The sequence below is a fragment of the Thaumasiovibrio subtropicus genome (genome assembly GCF_019703835.1).
Taxonomy (GTDB): domain Bacteria; phylum Pseudomonadota; class Gammaproteobacteria; order Enterobacterales; family Vibrionaceae; genus Thaumasiovibrio; species Thaumasiovibrio subtropicus.
The window spans coordinates 1,435,239-1,454,698 of the sequence record NZ_AP023055.1 but is presented as its reverse complement, the minus strand read 5'-3'; the positions used below and the strand labels follow the sequence as shown (position 1 = coordinate 1,454,698).

Genomic DNA, 19,460 nt, shown 5'->3' with positions numbered 1-19,460 from the left:
TTTCGTCGCCGCTTCGTGACGAGGTTTGAGTATATACCGTTTGAATACAAATGATTAGCCCAATAGTCATGGTGCTGATCTTCGGTCACTGAACATTGATAACCGCGTCACTCTCCGAAGAAGATCTCATTTAAACGCATTAACTTTTTTGTCACTTGCAATTCTGTGGCACAGAAAACCCCTTACTTAACATCCACTCAAGAAAAAATGTGTACTGAGCGCAGGCTGTAAGAAAGCTTGTCTATAGTTGCCTTCAATTTTGGCTTTTTATGTATAGAGGGTTTTACAGGACATGGCGTTGTTTCGCTACTTGCGTAGTTTACATGTTGTCGCGGTAATACTGGCTTTAACAAGCCTAGTAACAGGTTTACGCATCTCGATTGTCAGCCATACAACTTGGCAATGGCTGTCACCTTTGTTACCGCAAGGCAATGTGCATCAATGGCATTTTGCCGCGGGTGCGCCTCTGCTTGTGTTGATTCTCATTTATATGGGGTATCGCGTCTATGTTGGCTTACTGCGGTCATCGAGTAAAAAAGGGACGAAAGGGTACCACAGGTGGGTGAAATGGCTCGGGTATATGGCGCTTTGTTTACTGGCGACGAGTGGCCTGTTGCTCTGGTTTGATACTTGGATAGATGTTGCACGTCCTCTTCATTTTTACGCTGCCTCACTTTTCATGCTCTATCTGTTGCTACATGGCTGGATTTACTTATTGCAGAAAGGTAAAGGCGTCTTGGTTTGGTTAGTGCCTTCCTTTTCTAAGGCGACGTTGCTAACTGTTTTTAGTCTGGGGACTTTGGGGTGGTTTCTCTTTGCGTTCGGGCAGCAAGGCGAGACGGTAGGTCGCGTACTTTCCGTAAAAACGATCACAACTGATACTTTGTGGGCGGTCGATGGCAAAGCAGATGAAGCCTTTTGGGATCAAGTACCGCGCCATACCATTGAAACTAGCGCGGGTGCAAACTTTGTTAATGGCCAAACCAAGATCCATGTCCGCGCGGTGGACAACGGCATAGAGACCTTGTTCTTGATCGAGTGGCAAGATGAAACGGAAAGCCTCACCCATTTACCGCTGTTGAAAACGCAAGGACGCTGGGTGGTTCAGCAGCAGGGCTTTTCGCATTTCAATGAAACGCGCTACTACGAAGATAAGTTTGCCGTGATGTTATCAAGCGAGTGTGCAGTTGGTGCGGATAATACCCTGCATCTTGGCCCTAAGCCGCTGCAAGGGAAACCGGCAAATTGGCATGGGAAAGGTTATCACGCTGCGCTAGATGGTCGGACACGGGACTTGTGGCATTGGAAAGCGGTACGTACCAATCCGATGTATCAGGCAGATGATAACTTGTTTACGGCGGCGCAGTTGCCTTTAGATGGGGAAAGACGTTACAAGGCTGGGTACATGACCGACCCGAAAGAAAGTGGCGGGTACGTGATGAACTGGCAATGGTTTAAAACGGCATCCGTGACCCCTAAACGACTGCCTCTTGAGCAAGTCGATCCTCTGGCTGCAAGGGCACATCTTGATTGGTATGGCTCCGCGCCGTACGAACAGCAAAATGATACGTATCTTGAAGGTCAACAATTGCCCTCCGTACTTTATCGCTCAAATCAGTTTGAAGGGGATCGGGGAGACGTTAGAGCACATGGTGTTTGGAAGCAGGGAAAGTGGACACTTGAACTTGCTCGGTTAAGAGATACTGAATCCGATTATGACGTTGTACTCGAAAACGGTGTTTGCTTGTGGTTCGCAGCCTTTGATGCGGCGCAGATTGGGCATACTCGCCATCAAATGCCCCTGAGATTGCAATATGAAGGGGCTATGCATGGGCGCTAATTACTCGCGAAAAGTCCGGCGTCGGGTTGTGGCATCCTTGCTGGTATTGGCAGTGGTGACCGTTATTGGGTTTAGCCGTCCGCATTCGTTACCAACAGAACCAGCCGAGACGCGATTTCAAAAACTGTCTGTTGAGGGGCACACCTTGGCGAGTTGGAGCGGCCCTTGGGCCTGTGTTCATGACCGCGACAGTGGTTTGGTCTGGGAGGTGAAAACCGATGATGGCGGCGTTCATGATGGTGAGTGGAGTTACTCTTGGTATCAGTCGCAGAGCGTTAGCCTGCCATCAACATCAACATCAACATCAACATCAACATCGGCTTTCGGTGTGGCTGGACGAGGGGATTGTGGTTTTAAATCGCGCGGGTGTGATACTCAAGATCTCATCTCTATTTCAAACCAGATGCAGCATTGTGGGTTTAGCAACTGGCGCTTACCCACACTCGCTGAGTGGCAATCCATTTTCTTACCGCCTATTTCTGATGGCTATCCAAAACTGCGTCGCGATCTCTTTTTGAACGTAAAAGCCGGCGATTATTGGAGTGCGAATCAAACCAAGAAACTGCCTACCGCTTACGCACACCTTGGCGAAGGCGCTATTTCCGTCAATGTTTTTTCTTTGCAGCAGTTGCGGTTGCCATACCGCAATGCGGCATTCGTGATGCTAGTGGCGGATGTGCCACCAGCAAGCACACCTTAACACGGCGAAGTCATCGCCAATAAAGCGTAATTGAAAAGGACTTAGGTAAATGAAAAAGCAGATTAGTGCAGCCTTGTTAAGTGCCTTGGCATTAACAGGCGCAGCAGAGGCTGGCTCTCTCTATCATCGCGTTGTGTGGGATGCAAATCCCTCGTCGCAGGCGACTATCGGTTTTACCCCTAATGGGGGGACTGGCCATTATGTGATGTGGGGACACACCACGGATGAAACCCAATGGCAGCAAGCCGCAGTGACAAGCTCAGAAACGTTTGGCGGAAGCCTGACAAGCGAGTTTGTGCGCCTAACAGGACTCTGGGCCAATAATGCCGTGTATTATCGTGTTTGTGATAGCACTGGGTGCGGTGATAGATACTGGTTTCAAACCGCCTCCAATGGCAGTGAACCCTTTGTCGCTGTAGCGGGAGGAGATACCCGAACGGGGTGGACAACACGCCGCAAAGGGAATGCCTTGATTGCTAAAATACGGCCGCTTTTCGTGATGCATGGTGGCGACTTTACTAACGCCAACAGCGTGAGTGAGATGAAAGAGTATCTATCAGATTGGCAACTGACGTTTTCTGATGATGTGATCAACGGCATTAACTATCAACGCATTTATCCTTTCATTCCGACGCATGGTAACCATGAAGATGGCAACTATAAAACCTTGTGTCAGGTCTTTGGTGTCGACTATAACCAGAATGGCCAGTGTGACTACAACGATACTTATGGTGCGTTTAACATCTCTCCCCTAATGCGTGTCTATACCCTCAATAGCCAATTTAAGAATAGTGGCTGGTCATCTTATGCCTCGGCCATGAATACGTGGTTGGCACAAGATATGGCGGCGAAGGGGCCGCAGGTTGTCTGGCGGGTTGCGCAATACCATAAACCCATGTTTCCTCACTATACGGGTAAGTCTGAAAACACGGTGTTGTTTGGCTGGTGGGCGTCGACATTCTTTAACAACGATATGAACTTAGTCGTCGAGTCAGATACCCATATCAATAAAATGACCTATCCGATTAAGCCATCGGGGAGCACGTTCTCAGCAACAACCACTGGTGGTACCGTGTATGTCGGAGAGGGGAGTTGGGGAGCACCCGCGCGGTCGGCAAACGATCCCAAGAGTTGGACCATTGATCTCGCGAGTATTCAGCAGTTTAAGGTGTTGAATGTCTCAGCAGAGACGTTAGAAGTGCGCACGGCCCAATTTGACAGTGGTGCTGCAACACTGAGCCGCGAAGCACGTTTAGCCGATAGTTTAGCCTTGCCAGCGGGGGTGAACTGGTGGCAAGCGGCAGGTATTGGGGAGGTATTAACCATAAAACGTGCTGCGAATGGACTCAGTGTTATTGATGATGGAACACCTGTTGAGCCGCCGGTTGAAACACCCATTACCTTGGGAGAAACGATCAGTAACCTAAGTGGCGGCGCCAATGAAGAGGTACATTACATGCTGACACTTGATCAAGCGGTATCGTCTTTGACTGTCGCCATGTCAGGAGGGACAGGAGATGCTGACTTATACGTGCGTTTGGGGAGCAAACCGACGACGGCTTATTACAGTTGTCGACCTTACAAAAATGGCAACAACGAAACGTGTGATTTGGGCAGTGTCGCTGCGGGTAAGGTGTACATTATGGCAAGAGGCTACACGAGTTTCAGTGGTGTAAGCCTTTTTACTAGTGCACAGGCGACAGGAGGTGGATCGGGTGATACTGGCGGCGGTAACAGCGGGAGTTGCAATACGACCGATATCCCTGTTTACCCTAATTGGCCGCAGACAGATTGGAGTGGCGCGCCGAGTCATGCGACTGGCGGTGATCAAATGGTATACGAGGGCAAAGTTTACCAAGCCAACTACTGGACGCAGTCGGTGCCGGGCAGCGATGGCAGTTGGACATTAGTATGCCCGCAATCTTAACGTTGGGCTTAGTTGTGCAGTGAGTTGTTCCGATATAATGCGCACCTTTTGAGGTGCGCATTTTCGAAATTAGTGCATCATTTCGTGGCTAGAATTGATACGCAACAGAGAGTTTAATGTTGCGACCGGGTTCGAAATCATCGGCTTCTCGATTGTCTCGGCTGCTAGGATATCCATACTTAGAGGCGTGCGAGTAGTACGCTTCGTCGAAGAGGTTATCAACACCGAGTGTAACTTGAAGGCCATCGACTTGATGTGGAAGCCATTGCGCATAAATGTTGTGGACATTGTATGACTCTTTTTCTTTGGCGCCTTCAACGACATTGTCCTCTTTCAATACGAACTGTGACGTCCAACCAAACGTCAACCCATAGTCGAACAAATCATAGTTAACGTTTAAGCCGATTGCGTCACCGATGTCAGTAGAACCGCCGTTCGCAACAATGGGGCCGCCATCTGTTTTATGCCTGTTATCTGAACGAGAGTAAGACAAGCGTGTGCTCAAGTCTTTGTAACCCCAGTGGAAAGCGGCTTCAAATCCTTTGTACTCTACGTCACCGTCATTTTGGGTGACGTAACCACCCACATCGCGATCCCACTCATCAATCAGATAATCTTCAAGCTCGGTGTTGAACACGGTTAGGCTAGAAGAAAGCTGGTGGTCGCCGCTATCATGTTGAAAACGTACCCCAATTTGGTCATTGCGACCCGTCTGGGCAACCGTACCGGGTTTTAAAATCGAAACATCTTGATAAGCGATGAAGGTTTCAATGAGTTGCGGTGCTTTAAACAGGCTACGCGTACTAGCAAAGAGCGTGACTTTTTCATTAACATGCCAGTCCGCGGCTAGTCCCCAAGTGATGTCGTTGAACGAGTCAGAGCCCGTGGCGGCTTGACGGTCAAAATGATCAAAACGGACGCCTGGTGTAATGCTAAAGACATCATTGAAGTTGATTTTGTTTTCTAAGAAAAATGCCGTGGTATAGGCCTTTTCTGTTTGAGCGTATGTACCAAATTGATTGCTACTTTTTTGTCGATTGTAATCAATGCCGTAGGTGAGCGTATGGTGAGTACTTCCCAGACGGGCTTTGGATACGGCTTTTGCGGTTAAGCCTGAGTTGACGTTTTGACCATAGACCACGGCTTTACGGTTGCCTGGCCAGGCATCGAGATGGGTTTCATCACGAGTCATTTTGACAAGGTTATAGTAAATCGACGTTTTTAGGAATATGGCATCTCCACCGTCGTAAGTATGGGAAAGTGTGGTCGTGTCGCGATCATATTCGGTAGGAACAAGTTGCTTACCAGTTCGGCCGTCATTGGCGTCACTGTTCCAGTCCGCACGCGGGCGGTAGTCACCTTCATCACGATAAACGTCATAGCTAAGTTGAAGACGAGATGTATCTGTGAGTTGCCAGCCCAGTTTCGCCAGTAAGTTACCAACATCACCTTCATTGCCTAGTGATTCATCACCGTTACCATCTTCAAAGTTGTTTCGGTCTACTAAAGAGTAATAGACTAATGCGTCTACACTGTCTGTCAGTAAACCATACGAAGTGACAGAGCCTTTGAGATAGTCATTCGTTGCAAAGCCGCCATACGCGCGAGTTCCCCAACGTTGGTCGCCATAAAGCATGTCGCGGGCATCTTTAGTCTCGAAGTAAACGGCACCACCGATACCGTTGCTAGCGACAGAGTTGGCTCCTACTTGGATATCGACGGCTTTGATGATGTCGGGGTTTAATGTCAGGTTGCCAACGTGGTGGAACATTCTCGCGTATTGTGATGCGCCATCAAGACGAATATCAAGGTCGTTTTCACGAAGTCCACGAATTGCGATACGTTGATTGATAGAGTGGGTACCACCCACGTCAACGCCTGGCACATCACGAAGTAGGTCAGACATATGGTCAGCTTGCTTGATGGAGATATCGTCGTTGTCTAGAAATTCTGAACTACTTGATACCTTGGCACCCCAGACTTGAACTGTCTCGGCATCTTCTGCAAATGCAACAGGTTGGGTCAAGACACCTGCGATGAGCAAAGCGAGCGGTGAGCGACGGAAAACGGTGTAAGTCCCTGTTTTCATTTTAATTCCTTTTAGCCTTTATCAGTATTTTCAATGCAATAAAATGAGATTGGTTATCATTTATATTATCGTTGTGATATAAGGTTGGAAACGCACGAGGTTGTGCTAAATCGTCAGAGTTATTTGCAGAATCGTCAAAAATGAAGATATCAAATACAGTGTTGTCTGATAACTCAGAGGTTAATACCCGATTAGTTAACAGTTTTAATCGCCAGAAAATAGTAACTTACGGCAATAAGACACTTTCAGAAGGCCTTTTTTATTCTTTGCGTTCGTCGTCCGGTATGTTGGTTCGGGTCAGTGATAGCGTCGAACAGATGGACACGAAAGTGCTCTATCCAGTAGAGCCCAGCATCCAGCTCGCTTTGGTGTTAGAGGGAAGTTTGAACTTCAGCTTGGATGACCACCAGTTTGAAATTACAGGAAGCGTTGATAAACCGGCGCTGTCGGTGATTCGCGTCGACAAACCTTGCGTATCACGTCGTTATCTTTCTAAATCTTCACCCCGTTTGAGAAAAGTCAATGTCCTGTTGACCGAGAGTTGGATGAGCCATCATCCGCAAATGGCGAAAGAATGGTTTAGCGGCTTAAATGGCAGGGGGATTGAGCATCTTGAATGTCTAAAAGTGCCGTGTGATGGAGAGTTAAACCTGTTGGGGGAGGAGATTCAGCATCTCGCTAGTCGTCTTCATGGCTCTGTCAGCGAGAAGGAGTTAGGCATTGAAATGCGCGTAATGCGTTTGATGTTGCATTGTTTCCAGCACTTGAAAACCAGCTCGCTTGGACCAGTTCGCCAAATGACAAGCCAAAAGTCGGATAAACTGTCCCGAATTATGGCGTATATCGAGGCACATTTGGTTGCGCCCCCAACCCTTTCAGTATTGGCAAAACAACATGCAATGAGTGTAAGTCAGTTGCAGCGACTGTTTAAATCCGAAGCGAATACCACTGCGATTGAATATATTCGCCTTCGCCGATTAGAAAGGGTCAGAGATGCGTTGATAGATGAGAAAATAACCATTTCTGAAGCCGCTTATCAGGCGGGATATAGTCACTACTCGAACTTCAATACCGCGTTTAAACGCGCCTTCGGCGTTACACCAAAGACCTACATTAAAAATAACACGACAAATTAAAGTCATTTTTCTTTCAGTGAAATAAAGGTTTTTGAATGATTTATCAACGTTCATCATTAAACCTTTTTCCTTATCTTATTTCTTTATTGTTCATATGATTTTGTCAAATATCTATGCATATTCATGGCGCCCCCAGATATTCCTTATAAGAATTAATGGTATTTAACCTATCTTTATCAGTGGCTTATTGTCTTCCTTTGTTCAGGGAGATTGTGAAAATGACAGAAAATCAAGTCATTCAAGTGTGACTCTGATCACGCTAATGCAAATAAAAACGATAATTATTATTATTTGTGTTGAAGTTTTTGAGCGCTAAGTTTAAGCTTCGCCAAATCAAAAAGATATTTTTGTCTCATTGCTTAACGAGGGAACCGTTATGAAACGCAATGTCATTGGCTATTCTTTAATGGCAGATAACATCATTAATAATGAGTTGTCTGGTGCAAGCTTCTTTTTTGCGTCACCGCAATCAACCATGATGGGGTTGGGTAAACAATCCGTCTTTTTCGAGCCTATTTCGTTCAAACGTTTGGCGGAAAAGTCGAGGCAAATGCTATCTGGCGCTAAGTTAAATACTGACGATAACCCAGTGTTATTTGGTGTGATTCCTTTTGACGAAAAAACACCGACAAGACTTGTGATTCCCGAGCAACTCTATGTGTCGAGTAGTACCCGCGCGACAACGGAACGTGCTGCATCGGTGGCTAAAAGTGCACGTGTGATTTCGGCAGCGTCAGGGATGGGATACAAGCAAGGCGTCGAAGAAGCTCTCCACCGTTTCTCTACCTCAGAGCTGTCAAAAGTCGTCTTGTCGCGTGCCTTGGAGGTGGCCACGGAAGATGACATTGAAGAGAGTGGTCTATTAAAAAACCTTTTGAAAATCAACTCTAAAGGTTACACCTTTGCCGTAGATATCGGTGATTGCAGTAAGCTGATGGGGGCGAGCCCCGAACTACTCGTGGCAAAGCGAGGCAGTTATCTTACTTCTAATCCATTAGCAGGCTCGCGGCCAAGGCAAAATTCAGAGCAAGAGAACGAAAAGTCTCGCTTGTCGCTACTTAACACAGCTAAAGATCTCCACGAGCATGGATTGGTGGTCGAAGAGGTAGAGCGCGTCTTAAGCCGTCACTGCCGAAATCTTTACACCCCCATGGTGCCTTCCGTCATCGAAACCAACACCATGCTGCACCTATCTACCCTGCTGGAAGGTCAAGCGAGCAACCCAGATATCAATGTGCTCGAAGTTGCGGCCGAATTACATCCAACGCCGGCGGTGTGCGGCTTTCCGCGACACCAAGCTTACCGTGCAATCCAAGATATTGAGCAATTTGATCGCGGCTATTTCACTGGCATGGTTGGCTGGTGTGATGCGAGGGGGAATGGTGAGTGGGTAGTCACTATTCGTTGTGCCGAAGTGCAAAAACGACTGATGCGCGTGTTTGCCGGTGCTGGCATTGTCAGTGAATCTCACCCTCAGTCTGAATTGGATGAGACGGGTGCCAAAATGAAAACCATGTTATCCGCTGCCGGTATCCAACTCGATGAAAGCGCCCATGCGTGACGCCCTGAATTTTTTGAAATTTTCACTGAACAAGCATTTTTAGGTTGCTTGAGTATGTAACGAGTGGGGGATTGAAATGCCTGTCAATTATACACCTTGGCCATTAGAGGACGCGCGCGCGTACAAGCAACGTGGCCTATGGATAGATAAACCGCTGAGCGACATATTGGATCGTCAAATCCAGGTCGCGCCTGACCAGATCGCCATTGTAACGGAGACAGAAACCATCACCTATCGCACACTTGATCGGTATGTCAATTGCTTGGTGCGCCGTCTTATTGCTTTAGGGATTAAATCGGGAGACACGGCACTGGTTCAACTGCCCAATGATTACCCTTTTTATGTGGTTTTCTTCGCGCTACAGCGGCTCGGTGTTGTGCCAGTGAATGCTTTGTTTAATCACAACCGAGAAGAATTACGCCATTACGCGGCACAGATTCAACCGGCGTTGGTGATTGGCGCTCTAGAACAACCGCTCTTTCAAGATGATTCTTTGATTACCGATTTAAGAACGACGTTAGGTAAGTCTTTGGTTTGCTTAATTGATGATGAGTGTCGCGTAGGAGAGACATCCTATAAAGCCTTTGCTCAGCCGTTGCGTTGCTGGCTGAGTGCTGACCAGATGATATCTGGCATTGACCTAGATATTAATGCCGACAATGTCGCTTTTTTCCAGCTCTCAGGCGGCAGTACGGGCACGCCCAAACTGATTACTCGCACCCACAATGACTATTACTACAGTATTCGGCAAAGCGTCGCTGTCTGCGAATGGGATTCACAAACCCGGTATTTATGCGCGTTGCCAGCGGCACACAATTTTTCGTTAAGTTCGCCCGGCGCTCTGGGGGTCTTTTACGCAGGTGGAACACTGGTTATCGCCCGTGACCCCTCGGCTGCCACTTGCTTTCCACTGATTAAAGCTCATGAGGTGACATGGACGGCGCTCGTGCCGCCAGCGGCGATCTTGTGGTTAAACAGTCACGAAGATAAAGCTGATTTACAGACATTACGGTATCTACAGGTGGGCGGCGCCAAGTTGAGCGCAACAGTCGCGAAAGCGTTGGAACAACAGATGGATATTACCTTACAGCAAGTATTCGGTATGGCGGAAGGGTTAGTGAACTATACCCGCTTGGATGATGATGAATGGACTCGCCACCACACTCAAGGCCGACCTATGAGTGATGACGATATCGTTCGTGTCGTTGATGAATACAACTGCCCAGTGCCATGCGGTGAAGAGGGACTGTTGACAACAAAGGGCCCTTACACTTTTCGAGGCTACTATCAAGCCGAGTCACATAATCAAAAGTCGTTCACCGATGCGGGGTTTTATCGCAGCGGCGATCGAGTTGTGCAGACCGCATCTGGGCATTTAATGGTGGTTGGCCGTGATAAAGATCAGATCAACAAAGGTGGAGAAAAAATCGCGGCAGAAGAGATCGAAAACTACTTGTTAGCACACAGCGATGTTCATGATGCTGCGGTTGTTGCGATGCCGGATCCTTATCTTGGCGAGCGTATCTGCGCCTTCGTTGTGACTAAGCCGACTAAGGCCTTAAAAGCCAATCAGCTCAATGCTTTTATTCGAACCAAGCAACTGGCCGATTTTAAGTATCCCGATCGTTATGAGTTCATTGACACCTTGCCTAAAACCAATGTCGGCAAGGTGGATAAAAAAGCATTACGAACCCACATTGCAGAGAAAATCGCAGCGAGGATGCCTGCGACCACAGCCTAATTTAAGGAAGAAGAGATGGCGATTCCAAAACTTGATAGTTATACGTTGCCGCAAAGCAGCGTTTTTCCATCCAATAAGACGGATTGGAAAATTGATACAAACAAAGCCGTGTTGCTAGTGCACGACATGCAAGATTACTTCTTAAATTTTTATGACGTTGCCGCGGCGCCAATTCCTCAGTTGGTTGACAACATCGTAACGCTTAAAACCGCTTGCCACGATGCAGGTGTGCCTGTGATCTACACCGCGCAGCCAGCGAATCAAGACCCTGAGGAGCGAGCGCTGTTGACGGATTTTTGGGGCCCCGGATTAAAAGACAGTACGCCAATCGTGTCAGCGCTGAAACCATGCGATGGTGATATCCAATATGTGAAATGGCGATACAGTGCATTTAAGAAAACGCCGTTGTTAGATTTTATGCGTGACACAGGTAAAACCCAGCTGATCATTTGTGGTATTTACGGTCATATTGGGGTTCTTTCGACGGCGTTGGATGCATTTATGTACGATATTCAGCCGTTTTTAATCGGTGATGCCATTGCGGACTTCAGTGAAGAAGACCATCACCAAACCCTCAAGTATGTCGCCAGCCGAGCGGGTCATGTAGCGTCACTCCAACGTGCATTGCAGCAGCTTAATCAAGCGTCGGGGAGCGCAACGCTCTCCCTAGAACAGATGCGCGAAGAGATTGCTGAGTTATTAATGCTTGCTCCACAGGACATTGGGGATGATGACAACCTGATTCACTTAGGACTCGATTCAATTCGAGCCATGATGTTACTCGATGGTTGGCGGGCGAAAGGTGCCAGTGTGACGTTTGCCGCCTTAGCCGAGAAAGTGACCTTAGGCGAATGGTGGCAAATTGTCGCGAGGACTCAAACCGGGTCGCAAATGAACGCGTCTTCCACCGCTGCATTGAAAGGAATGCCTGCATGAAGCCGAATATTGGCGAGGGCATAGCTCCGAATCAACCGATACCACTGCCGTTAACACAGGCGCAGCTTGGCATTTGGTTGGGACAAGCGATTAACCCGGAAAGTACCCAGTACAACGCTGCCGAGTACTTGCAGTTTGATGGTCAATTGGAGGACGATGCTTTTGCTAGCGCGGCAGAATCTGTTTTACAGCAGACGATGTCGTTGAACATGGCTTATCACCTCGACGCGGATAGGCCTGTGCATCGTCATATTGGCAAAGTCGCAGAGCAAGTGGCGATTGAACGCATTGATTTGAGCGAAGAGGCAGACCCGATGGCGGCGGCGATTCGCTGGATGCACGTTACTTATCCGCAGCCGCTCAAACTCAGTGTAGGGGAACTCTATCGCCACGCCTTGATTAAAGTCAGCGATACTTGCCATCTTTGGTTTCTCTCCATCCACCATATCGCTGCTGACGGGTATAGCTTTTCGCTGCTGGCGGATGCTGTGGTGAATCGCTATCGCACATCGGTGGAACCCGGCACTGAAGGCATGCCGATACCCTTTGGTGACTACCGCCAGTTAAGTGAAGAAGATGCCAATTATCGGCATTCTAGTGACTTCGAGCAAGACAAGCGGTATTGGCAGCAACGTTTAGCGCCTTTTGCTGCAGCAACGAGCTTTTCATCATGGCCCGAACGCCAACATACTGAGATTGTTGATGCTGAAATAGACGGTCAGCAGTCAGCCGTGACTATCAGTCTGTCAACGTCGATCTCCAAGGCGACAATGCAGTCACTGACGGATGTCGCCTTGCAGCATCGGCTCAGTTGGAGCGACTTGCTGGTGGCGCTGGTGGCGAAACAACTCTACCAGTATAAAGGCGTCAAAGAGACGGTATTGGGTTTACCGGTTGCAGGGCGGATGGGGACGAAAGCGGCATCGATTCCGTGTATGTACATGAATATTGTCCCCTTGCCTGTCGCATTAGAGGGTGACATGAGACTGGTAACGCTCGCAAGGTCAATCAGCAAGCAGATCATGTCGAGTCGACGCCATCATCGTTATCGTTATGAAGACCTAAAACAAGACTTAATACGGCATCGACCGGAAGCGCCACTATTTGGTGCCGTCGTGAATGTGATGCCTTTTGAACGCCGTTTTGCGCTTCAGCAATGCTCTGTATCAGCGCAAACGCTGAGCGCGGGCCCCGTGGAAGATATTTCGTTCAATTTTGTCAAGCAGCCCGATGGCCGCTTGAGCTTTAACCTCGATGCCAATCCCGAGCGATATGATGCTGAGCTAGTGGCGCAGTTGCATCGTGGTGTGATAGCGGACCTTTTTTGCCTCAATACCTTAATGGATGAACCTTTTCAGGTTGATTATTCAGGCCTATCTATCGTCACGACACCTCGTCTCCGTCATCGCTTTCCTGCCCACGAAGAGAAGAGTCTGCTACATCGTATTTGGCTGCGCAGCCAAACAGAGCCAGATCGCCCCGCGTTATCTCAATTGGATTCATTAGCGGGAACACGGAATGCAATCGTGAGTTATGCCGAACTCGTGGCAAAGGTCGATAAACTCGCCGGACAATTGTGTGCATTGAACATTGCCAAGCAGCAAACGATAGCCATCGCGATGGGACGGAGCCAAGAGGCGATCATTGCGATGTTGGCTTCGTTAGTGTGTGGTCATCGCTTTGTTGCCATTGACCCTACCGCCCCCGTTGCCCGTACTGAGGTGATGCTTGGCGATGTAGCGCCTGCCGTGATACTGCATAATGCCGAGCTGCCCGAAGTGTTGGACTCCCTGTTTTCAGACTATGCCACGTTTTGTCCTTCTAAAGCGCCACCACAATGTGTCGGACGTGAAAGCCATAACACCTTTTTCGACGACACGCATTCTTCCCAGACTGGGTACGGTGATTGGCGCAATGAACACGTATTGCAGCAGCAAGACGCGTATCTCATCTATACCTCTGGCTCTACGGGCAAGCCCAAAGGGGTCATGATTGATTACCCTGCTTTGGATCGTTTTACCCTCGCAGCCACTGAGGCATACGGCATTGCTGACAATGATCGTGTTTTACAGTTTGCACCATTGCATTTTGATACGTGTATTGAGGAAATTTTTGTCACGCTCTCGGCGGGTGGGGAAGTCGTTGTGCGTGACGAAAACATGTTGGAGAGTTTTGATTGTTTCATGCAAGCGTGCAAGGACGCGGAGATCAGCGTACTCGACTTACCTACGGCCTATTGGCATGAAATGGCCCTCGCGATCGAAACACAACCTCTCTCCCTGCCTAGCAGCGTAAGGACAGTCATTATTGGCGGAGAGGCGGCAAAGGCAGCACGAGTGAGTGCTTGGAAATCTCATGTTGATCCTAACGTAAAACTGCTAAACACCTATGGCCCAAGTGAAGCTACGGTCGTCACTACATACTGTAATTTGGTCGACTCAGCGTCTAATAACAGTATTGGCCGGCCGCTATTAGGACGCCACGTCGCGATTGTCGATAAGCATGGTTGCCCGGTGCCTATCGGTGTTGAAGGTGAGTTGGTGCTAATGGGGGATAGTCTTAGCCAAGGCTATTTGGGTTTACCTCTGCAAACGGCACAGCAATTCATTCCGTTTAAAGCGCCGGGACACAGCTTAGATGGTGCTAGGGCCTATCGTAGTGGCGATCGGGTTTGGCTTGATGTGCAAGGCAACTTGCATTTTATCGGCCGGATTGATGAGCAGATCAAGATCAGTGGATGTCGCATCGAGCCGGGTGATGTTGAGCAAGCATTGTTGTCACTATCAGGTATTCAAGCCGCCGCGATTACTGTCGCTGAGCGACAAGGCCAAAAACATCTGCAAGCGCATCTGACGGGGCAGGAAATGGAGTGGTCGATAGCCGAAATTCGCGCTGCTTTATTAGCACTCTTGCCCGCCCCTATGTTGCCCAGTGACGCGATTTGGTATGACGCCTTGCCGTTAACCTCTTCTGGAAAAGTGGATAAAAAAGCACTCTCTGAGCGTGCGAGTAAACGTGCTCAACGCAAAGAAGCGCAACCAGCGAGTTCGGAACTCAACCCCCTTGATGATGCGAGCTCGCTGGTCCTTAAAATAGCCGCGATTTGGCAAGACGTGTTAGGCGTACAACAGGTGCAACCTAGCGATGACTTTTTCTTGATTGGTGGGCAATCGTTGCAGAGCATTCAGATTGCGGCACGACTCAGTGCGGTGTTAGGGCGCTCGGTGCCGGTCTCAATACTGTTTGATAAGCCAGTGTTATCGGATCTTGCGGCGAGTTTAGACCCTGATTCATTGACTGCTAGCGCTTCACGTCTGAGTTCTGAACAGTTGATGGCGGCTGACCTTGAGGCATTTTCACGCCAGTTACCCAGTCAATGTGTGTGTACGAAAAAGCGAGCCATACGCACAGTGCTGCTGACGGGCGCGACAGGGTTTGTGGGTGCTCAGTTGTTGCATCAACTGCTCGCGCATAAAGGCTTGCGCATCGTCTGTCCAGTGCGCGCGGACAGTGTGGCCGCAGGCGAGCAACGGTTACTTACATCACTGAGTCAGCAGGGGTTGATTACATCAGAGCACACAGAGGCTGACGCTGTTCTGAAGCGTGTTTCTGTGGTGATAGAAGATATCACCAAGGCACAATTGGGTTTTTCGCGCGAAGCGTATTGTCGACTGGGCGACGAAGTGGATTTGGTTATCCATAATGCGGCGCAAACCAGCGTGCTACGTGATTATCATAGTTTGCGGCAAGCGAATGTTGACGCCACTGCGCAACTTATCTCGTTTGCGGCTGCGTTTGGTTTACCCTTCACCCATGTTTCCACCATAGCCGTCGCACCTAAATCCATGCAGGTTTTGCCAGAAACTTATGTGCCGCAACACCTTGGGTTAGCGACGGGTGCGTATGCGGATGGCTATCAGCAATCTAAGTTTGTCGCCGAGGCTATGGTTGAAATCGCGCAGCAGCGCGGACTAGTGACGAAAGTGTATCGCCTTGCTCGGGTCAGCGGTGATCAGCAACTGGGTTACGCGAACCCTAATGACTTGGTGTGGAGCATCCTGCGCACCGGCATGCGCCACGCTGTGCTGCCTCAAATTTCTGTCGCGGAGCCATGGACCCCCGTCGATGATGTCGCACAATTTGTCGTCAAACACAGTTTACTGACATCAGATACCGGGGTGTTCAATGTGACGCCCGATCGCCCTGTGCAATTATCAGCATTGTTTGAATGGACGAAGGCCTTTGGCTTTTGTTTTGACTGGCTTGCACTACCTCAGTGGTGCGCAGGGATAGCGGAGAAAGGGTCTGAGCAAGATAAAACCTTGTTGAGTTTCTTCGATAAGTCGGCCAATGCCTCCACAGCGGTGCACATTGCGACGTGTGACAACCAAGAAGCGCAACGCGCTCAACAGATGTTGGGGTTGTCATTAACGCCAATATCGCAATCACTCTTTAACCACTATCTCAGGTATGCCCTTTCACATGGCATTCTTGATCGCGCTAACTTCTCGCCCAATGGCAACTGTGAAAAGCAAAAGGAATTTGCTGATGAGTAATATCACCCCCAAAGCGCCACCACTTGTCCCGCCGCGTATGTTGACATGTGTAAGAAAAGAAACCATCTCGGAAAATTTGTTGCGAGTGACGTTAACAGGCGACGACTTAATCGGCTTTCCAACCGATAAAAAAGGCGCACATATCAAACTGTTTTTTGCAAATGCTCGCTCGGGGAATTTGATACTGCCGACATTGCATGAAGGCAAAATTGTTTGGCCAGATCAGAGACCAATTACTCGCACTTACACCGTTAGAGATTATCGCCAAAAGGCGAACGAGATTGATGTCGATTTTGTACTACATGGGTCGAAGAGTCCCGCATCAGGGTGGGCAGCCTCGGCGAAAGTCGGCGACAAAATTGGATTAGCCGGTCCTGGTGGGCCTGACCCGCTGCTAGCACCCGCAGATTGGCATATTTTAGCAGGCGATTTGACCGCTATTCCGGCCATTAGTGCCCTATTGGAAACCCTGCCAGAGACAGCGAAAGGGTATGCATTTTTGGAAGTCGATTCAGTGAAAGATCGCCATTGTATCACTCACCCACCCGGCATCAGGGTGACTTGGTTAACTCGAGACGTGACGACCAAAGCGGGCTCAATTCCGGCGGCGATTGACCAACTGGTGCCATTGGAAGGTGAGCTTTCGGCCTTCATTGGTGGTGAAAACAGTGCAGTCTTGGCCTGTCGAAAACAGTTGATTGCGGATTACCAACTGAGCAAAGCCAACTTATATGCGATCCCGTATTGGCGCAGAGGGCAAAAAGAAGAGGCTTACCATCAAGAGCGCCACAAAATCATGGATGAAGTTTACTGATAAGGAGGGACGTCATGGAGAGATCGTTTCGAGATGCCGTGGTCGTGGTGACGGGTGCGGCCCAAGGAATAGGAGAAGCCGTGGTTGATGCGCTCTCAGCGCATAGCGCAACCGTGATTGCTTTGGATATCGCGTTCGAAGCATCAAGGCTAACACAGGTTAAAGAGGGCGTGTGGCGGGCGAAGCTCGATGTGTCGAACAAGGGGGATGTCGAGCATGTGATCAAGCAAGTGCTCGAGCAGTTTGGGCACATAGATGGAGTGGTGAGTGTGGCGGGCATTCTTCATATGCACCGTTTACTTGAACACCCATCTGAAGATTGGCTGCAGACATTTGCTGTTAACTGTCATGGCCCGTTTTATCTTTGCCAGATGGCGGCTCGCGCGATGGTGAAGCGAAAGAGAGGTGCAATCGTTGCAGTCGGGTCGAATGCTGCCAAGACACCGCGGTTAGATATGGGGAGTTACTGTGCTTCGAAAGCTGCATTGGCGGCATTGATTAAGAATCTTGGGCTTGAGCTGGCGGAATATGGCATTCGCTGCAATTTAGTCTCACCGGGCTCAACGGATACACCCATGCAACGTCAACTTTGGATGGATGATTCAGGGCGTGAGCGCGCGATTGCGGGCAACCTCGCCACGCATCGACTCGGCATTCCACTCCAACGCATTGCATCACCACAAGAGATAGCCGAGGTGGTGTTGTTTCTGCTTTCCGACAAAGCCAAACATATCACGATGGAAAGCGTGGTCATCGATGGTGGTGCAACGCTGGGGCAAGCCTAGCTAATCGCACGTGCCAATCGCTAAAGATGTTATTTCAATTGAGTGATCTTCAATCACTCGTGATAGCCGGAATATCCGGACAGAACCAGAAAGGAAGAAAACCATGACAGAGACAAAGGATTTGAATCTCAGCCAATCATTCGCATTCCGCGCCGAAGGTGAACAAGTGATCGCGGGGTTTACTCAGTCAATGATGAAAAAACCAGAGCAGTTTGCTGACGGACGCTTTCCTGTTTATCTCGCTTCAGGGCAGGGTGCAAGAGTCAAAGATGTTGATGGTAATGAGTACGTTGATTTCATCTGTGGCCTTGCGGCCAACACGCTAGGGCATAATCATGCTGCGGTACGTTACGCCATCGAGTCCAACTTGAGCAACGGCTTGATTCACTCGCTTCCGGCGCCAGTCGAGATCAAAACGGCGAAGAATTTGATCAGTGTGATTCCCAATGCGGAGAAGGTACGCTTTTTTAAAACAGGCGCAGATGCAAACTCAGCAGCAGTGCGCTTAGCGCGCCATATTACGGGGCGCGAAGAGATCGTTACGATTGGCTACAACGGCTGGCATGATCAGTATCAGTTTGATACGCCGGGAGTTCCAGCAAAGATCCAAGATTACACCCATCGTATGCCCCTATTTACTCCCAATGATGAGCCGGAAATTCTGGCACTGCTTGAGTCACATAAAGCGACATTGGCGGCGGTGCTTTTATCGGTGCCATACAATCGCGTATTGACACCAGAATTTTTATTGAAGGTGCGTCAAGCCTGCACTGAGCATGGGATCTTCCTGATCTTTGATGAGGTCGTGACAGGGTTCCGCTTGGCATTAGGCGGTGCACAGGAGTACTTCGGTGTCGATGCCGACATGGTGACGCTCTCAAAAGGGATTGCCGCCGGCATGCCACTTTCTGCGGTAGCCGGGCCGGACAAGTGGTTGTCGCAAATGGAAGCGCTTCAGGTGTCGACGACATTTGGCGGGGAAATGCTGTCTCTTGAGGTCTGTGATGCTGTCATCAATGAGTATAAGACCACTGACTATATTCAGCGAATTGCGAGACTTGGCAAGCTGCTTAAGAACGAAGTGAACGCGATTTCAAGGCAACTGGGTACGCCGCTGGAGGTTGTTGGCTATGATCCGATCCCGATGTTTCTATTCGCGCGCAATCCGCAAGAGCATGTGAAATATGCAGAACCCTTTGTCGCGGAAATGGCAAAGCGTGGCGTACTGTTAAGGCGTGAAGTTAACTTCATCAGTGGTGCGCATACAACCGAAGATATCAATGTTGCCATCAGCGCTGTTCGAGGTGCGTTAGAGGCCATGATAGCGCAAGGGATCTTTTCCCCAACGCAGGTTGAAGAGATGTCGGGTGCATAG

The 19,460-nt window shown here is 49.2% G+C and carries 12 protein-coding genes; 11 read left to right on the top strand and 1 reads right to left on the bottom strand.

Translation table 11 applies throughout. The features are described 5' to 3' along the window. Positions 1–292 precede the first annotated feature (292 nt). The 3 genes from TSUB_RS22880 to TSUB_RS25145 are packed head-to-tail and all read left to right on the top strand — an operon-like array spanning position 293 to position 4,467. Entirely contained in the window at positions 293–1,840 is a 1,548-nt protein-coding gene (locus TSUB_RS22880) for an ethylbenzene dehydrogenase-related protein (protein WP_087016776.1), read from the top strand. Continuing rightward, on the top strand, positions 1,830–2,540 hold the full coding sequence (locus TSUB_RS22875) for an Lcl domain-containing protein (protein WP_159064768.1): 711 nt from the start codon (positions 1,830–1,832) through the stop codon (positions 2,538–2,540). Before TSUB_RS22880 ends, TSUB_RS22875 begins: the two co-directional genes overlap by 11 nt. Positions 2,541–2,589: 49 nt before the next feature. Continuing rightward, entirely contained in the window at positions 2,590–4,467 is a 1,878-nt protein-coding gene (locus TSUB_RS25145; protein WP_087016772.1) for a cellulose-binding domain-containing protein, read from the top strand. 88 nt (positions 4,468–4,555) lie between these two features. Here TSUB_RS25145 and TSUB_RS22865 read toward each other — a convergent pair whose 3' ends face one another. Then, positions 4,556–6,556: a TonB-dependent siderophore receptor gene (locus tag TSUB_RS22865; protein WP_087016771.1), complete on the bottom strand. Its 2,001-nt coding sequence runs from the start codon at positions 6,554–6,556 to the stop codon at positions 4,556–4,558. A gap of 140 nt (positions 6,557–6,696) precedes the next feature. Here TSUB_RS22865 and TSUB_RS22860 point away from each other — a divergent pair, with 140 nt between their 5' ends. The 8 genes from TSUB_RS22860 to TSUB_RS22825 all read left to right on the top strand — a co-directional run bounded on the left by TSUB_RS22860 (position 6,697) and on the right by TSUB_RS22825 (position 19,460). After that, positions 6,697–7,692 carry a helix-turn-helix domain-containing protein gene (locus TSUB_RS22860; RefSeq protein ID WP_087016769.1) on the top strand — a complete coding sequence of 332 codons (996 nt, stop codon included), beginning with the start codon at positions 6,697–6,699 and terminating at the stop codon, positions 7,690–7,692. 376 nt (positions 7,693–8,068) lie between these two features. Continuing rightward, positions 8,069–9,253, top strand: a complete 1,185-nt coding sequence (locus TSUB_RS22855) for an isochorismate synthase (RefSeq protein WP_087023185.1) — start codon at positions 8,069–8,071, stop codon at positions 9,251–9,253. Between the two features lie 76 nt (positions 9,254–9,329). Next, positions 9,330–10,994 carry a (2,3-dihydroxybenzoyl)adenylate synthase gene (locus tag TSUB_RS22850; RefSeq protein WP_087023186.1) on the top strand — a complete coding sequence of 555 codons (1,665 nt, stop codon included), beginning with the start codon at positions 9,330–9,332 and terminating at the stop codon, positions 10,992–10,994. A gap of 15 nt (positions 10,995–11,009) precedes the next feature. Then, entirely contained in the window at positions 11,010–11,930 is a 921-nt protein-coding gene (locus TSUB_RS22845; RefSeq protein ID WP_087023188.1) for an isochorismatase, read from the top strand. After that, complete coding sequence (locus TSUB_RS22840; RefSeq protein ID WP_159064960.1) at positions 11,927–16,486, top strand: non-ribosomal peptide synthetase; 4,560 nt, start codon at positions 11,927–11,929, stop codon at positions 16,484–16,486. Before TSUB_RS22845 ends, TSUB_RS22840 begins: the two co-directional genes overlap by 4 nt. Beyond that, a complete protein-coding gene (locus TSUB_RS22835) occupies positions 16,479–17,300 on the top strand; it encodes a siderophore-interacting protein (RefSeq protein WP_087023192.1) in 822 nt (273 codons plus the stop codon). Before TSUB_RS22840 ends, TSUB_RS22835 begins: the two co-directional genes overlap by 8 nt. Before the next feature lie 14 nt (positions 17,301–17,314). Further along, positions 17,315–18,085 carry a 2,3-dihydro-2,3-dihydroxybenzoate dehydrogenase gene (dhbA, locus tag TSUB_RS22830; protein ID WP_087023194.1) on the top strand — a complete coding sequence of 257 codons (771 nt, stop codon included), beginning with the start codon at positions 17,315–17,317 and terminating at the stop codon, positions 18,083–18,085. Positions 18,086–18,188: 103 nt separating this feature from the next. After that, a complete protein-coding gene (locus TSUB_RS22825) occupies positions 18,189–19,460 on the top strand; it encodes an aminotransferase class III-fold pyridoxal phosphate-dependent enzyme (protein ID WP_087023196.1) in 1,272 nt (423 codons plus the stop codon).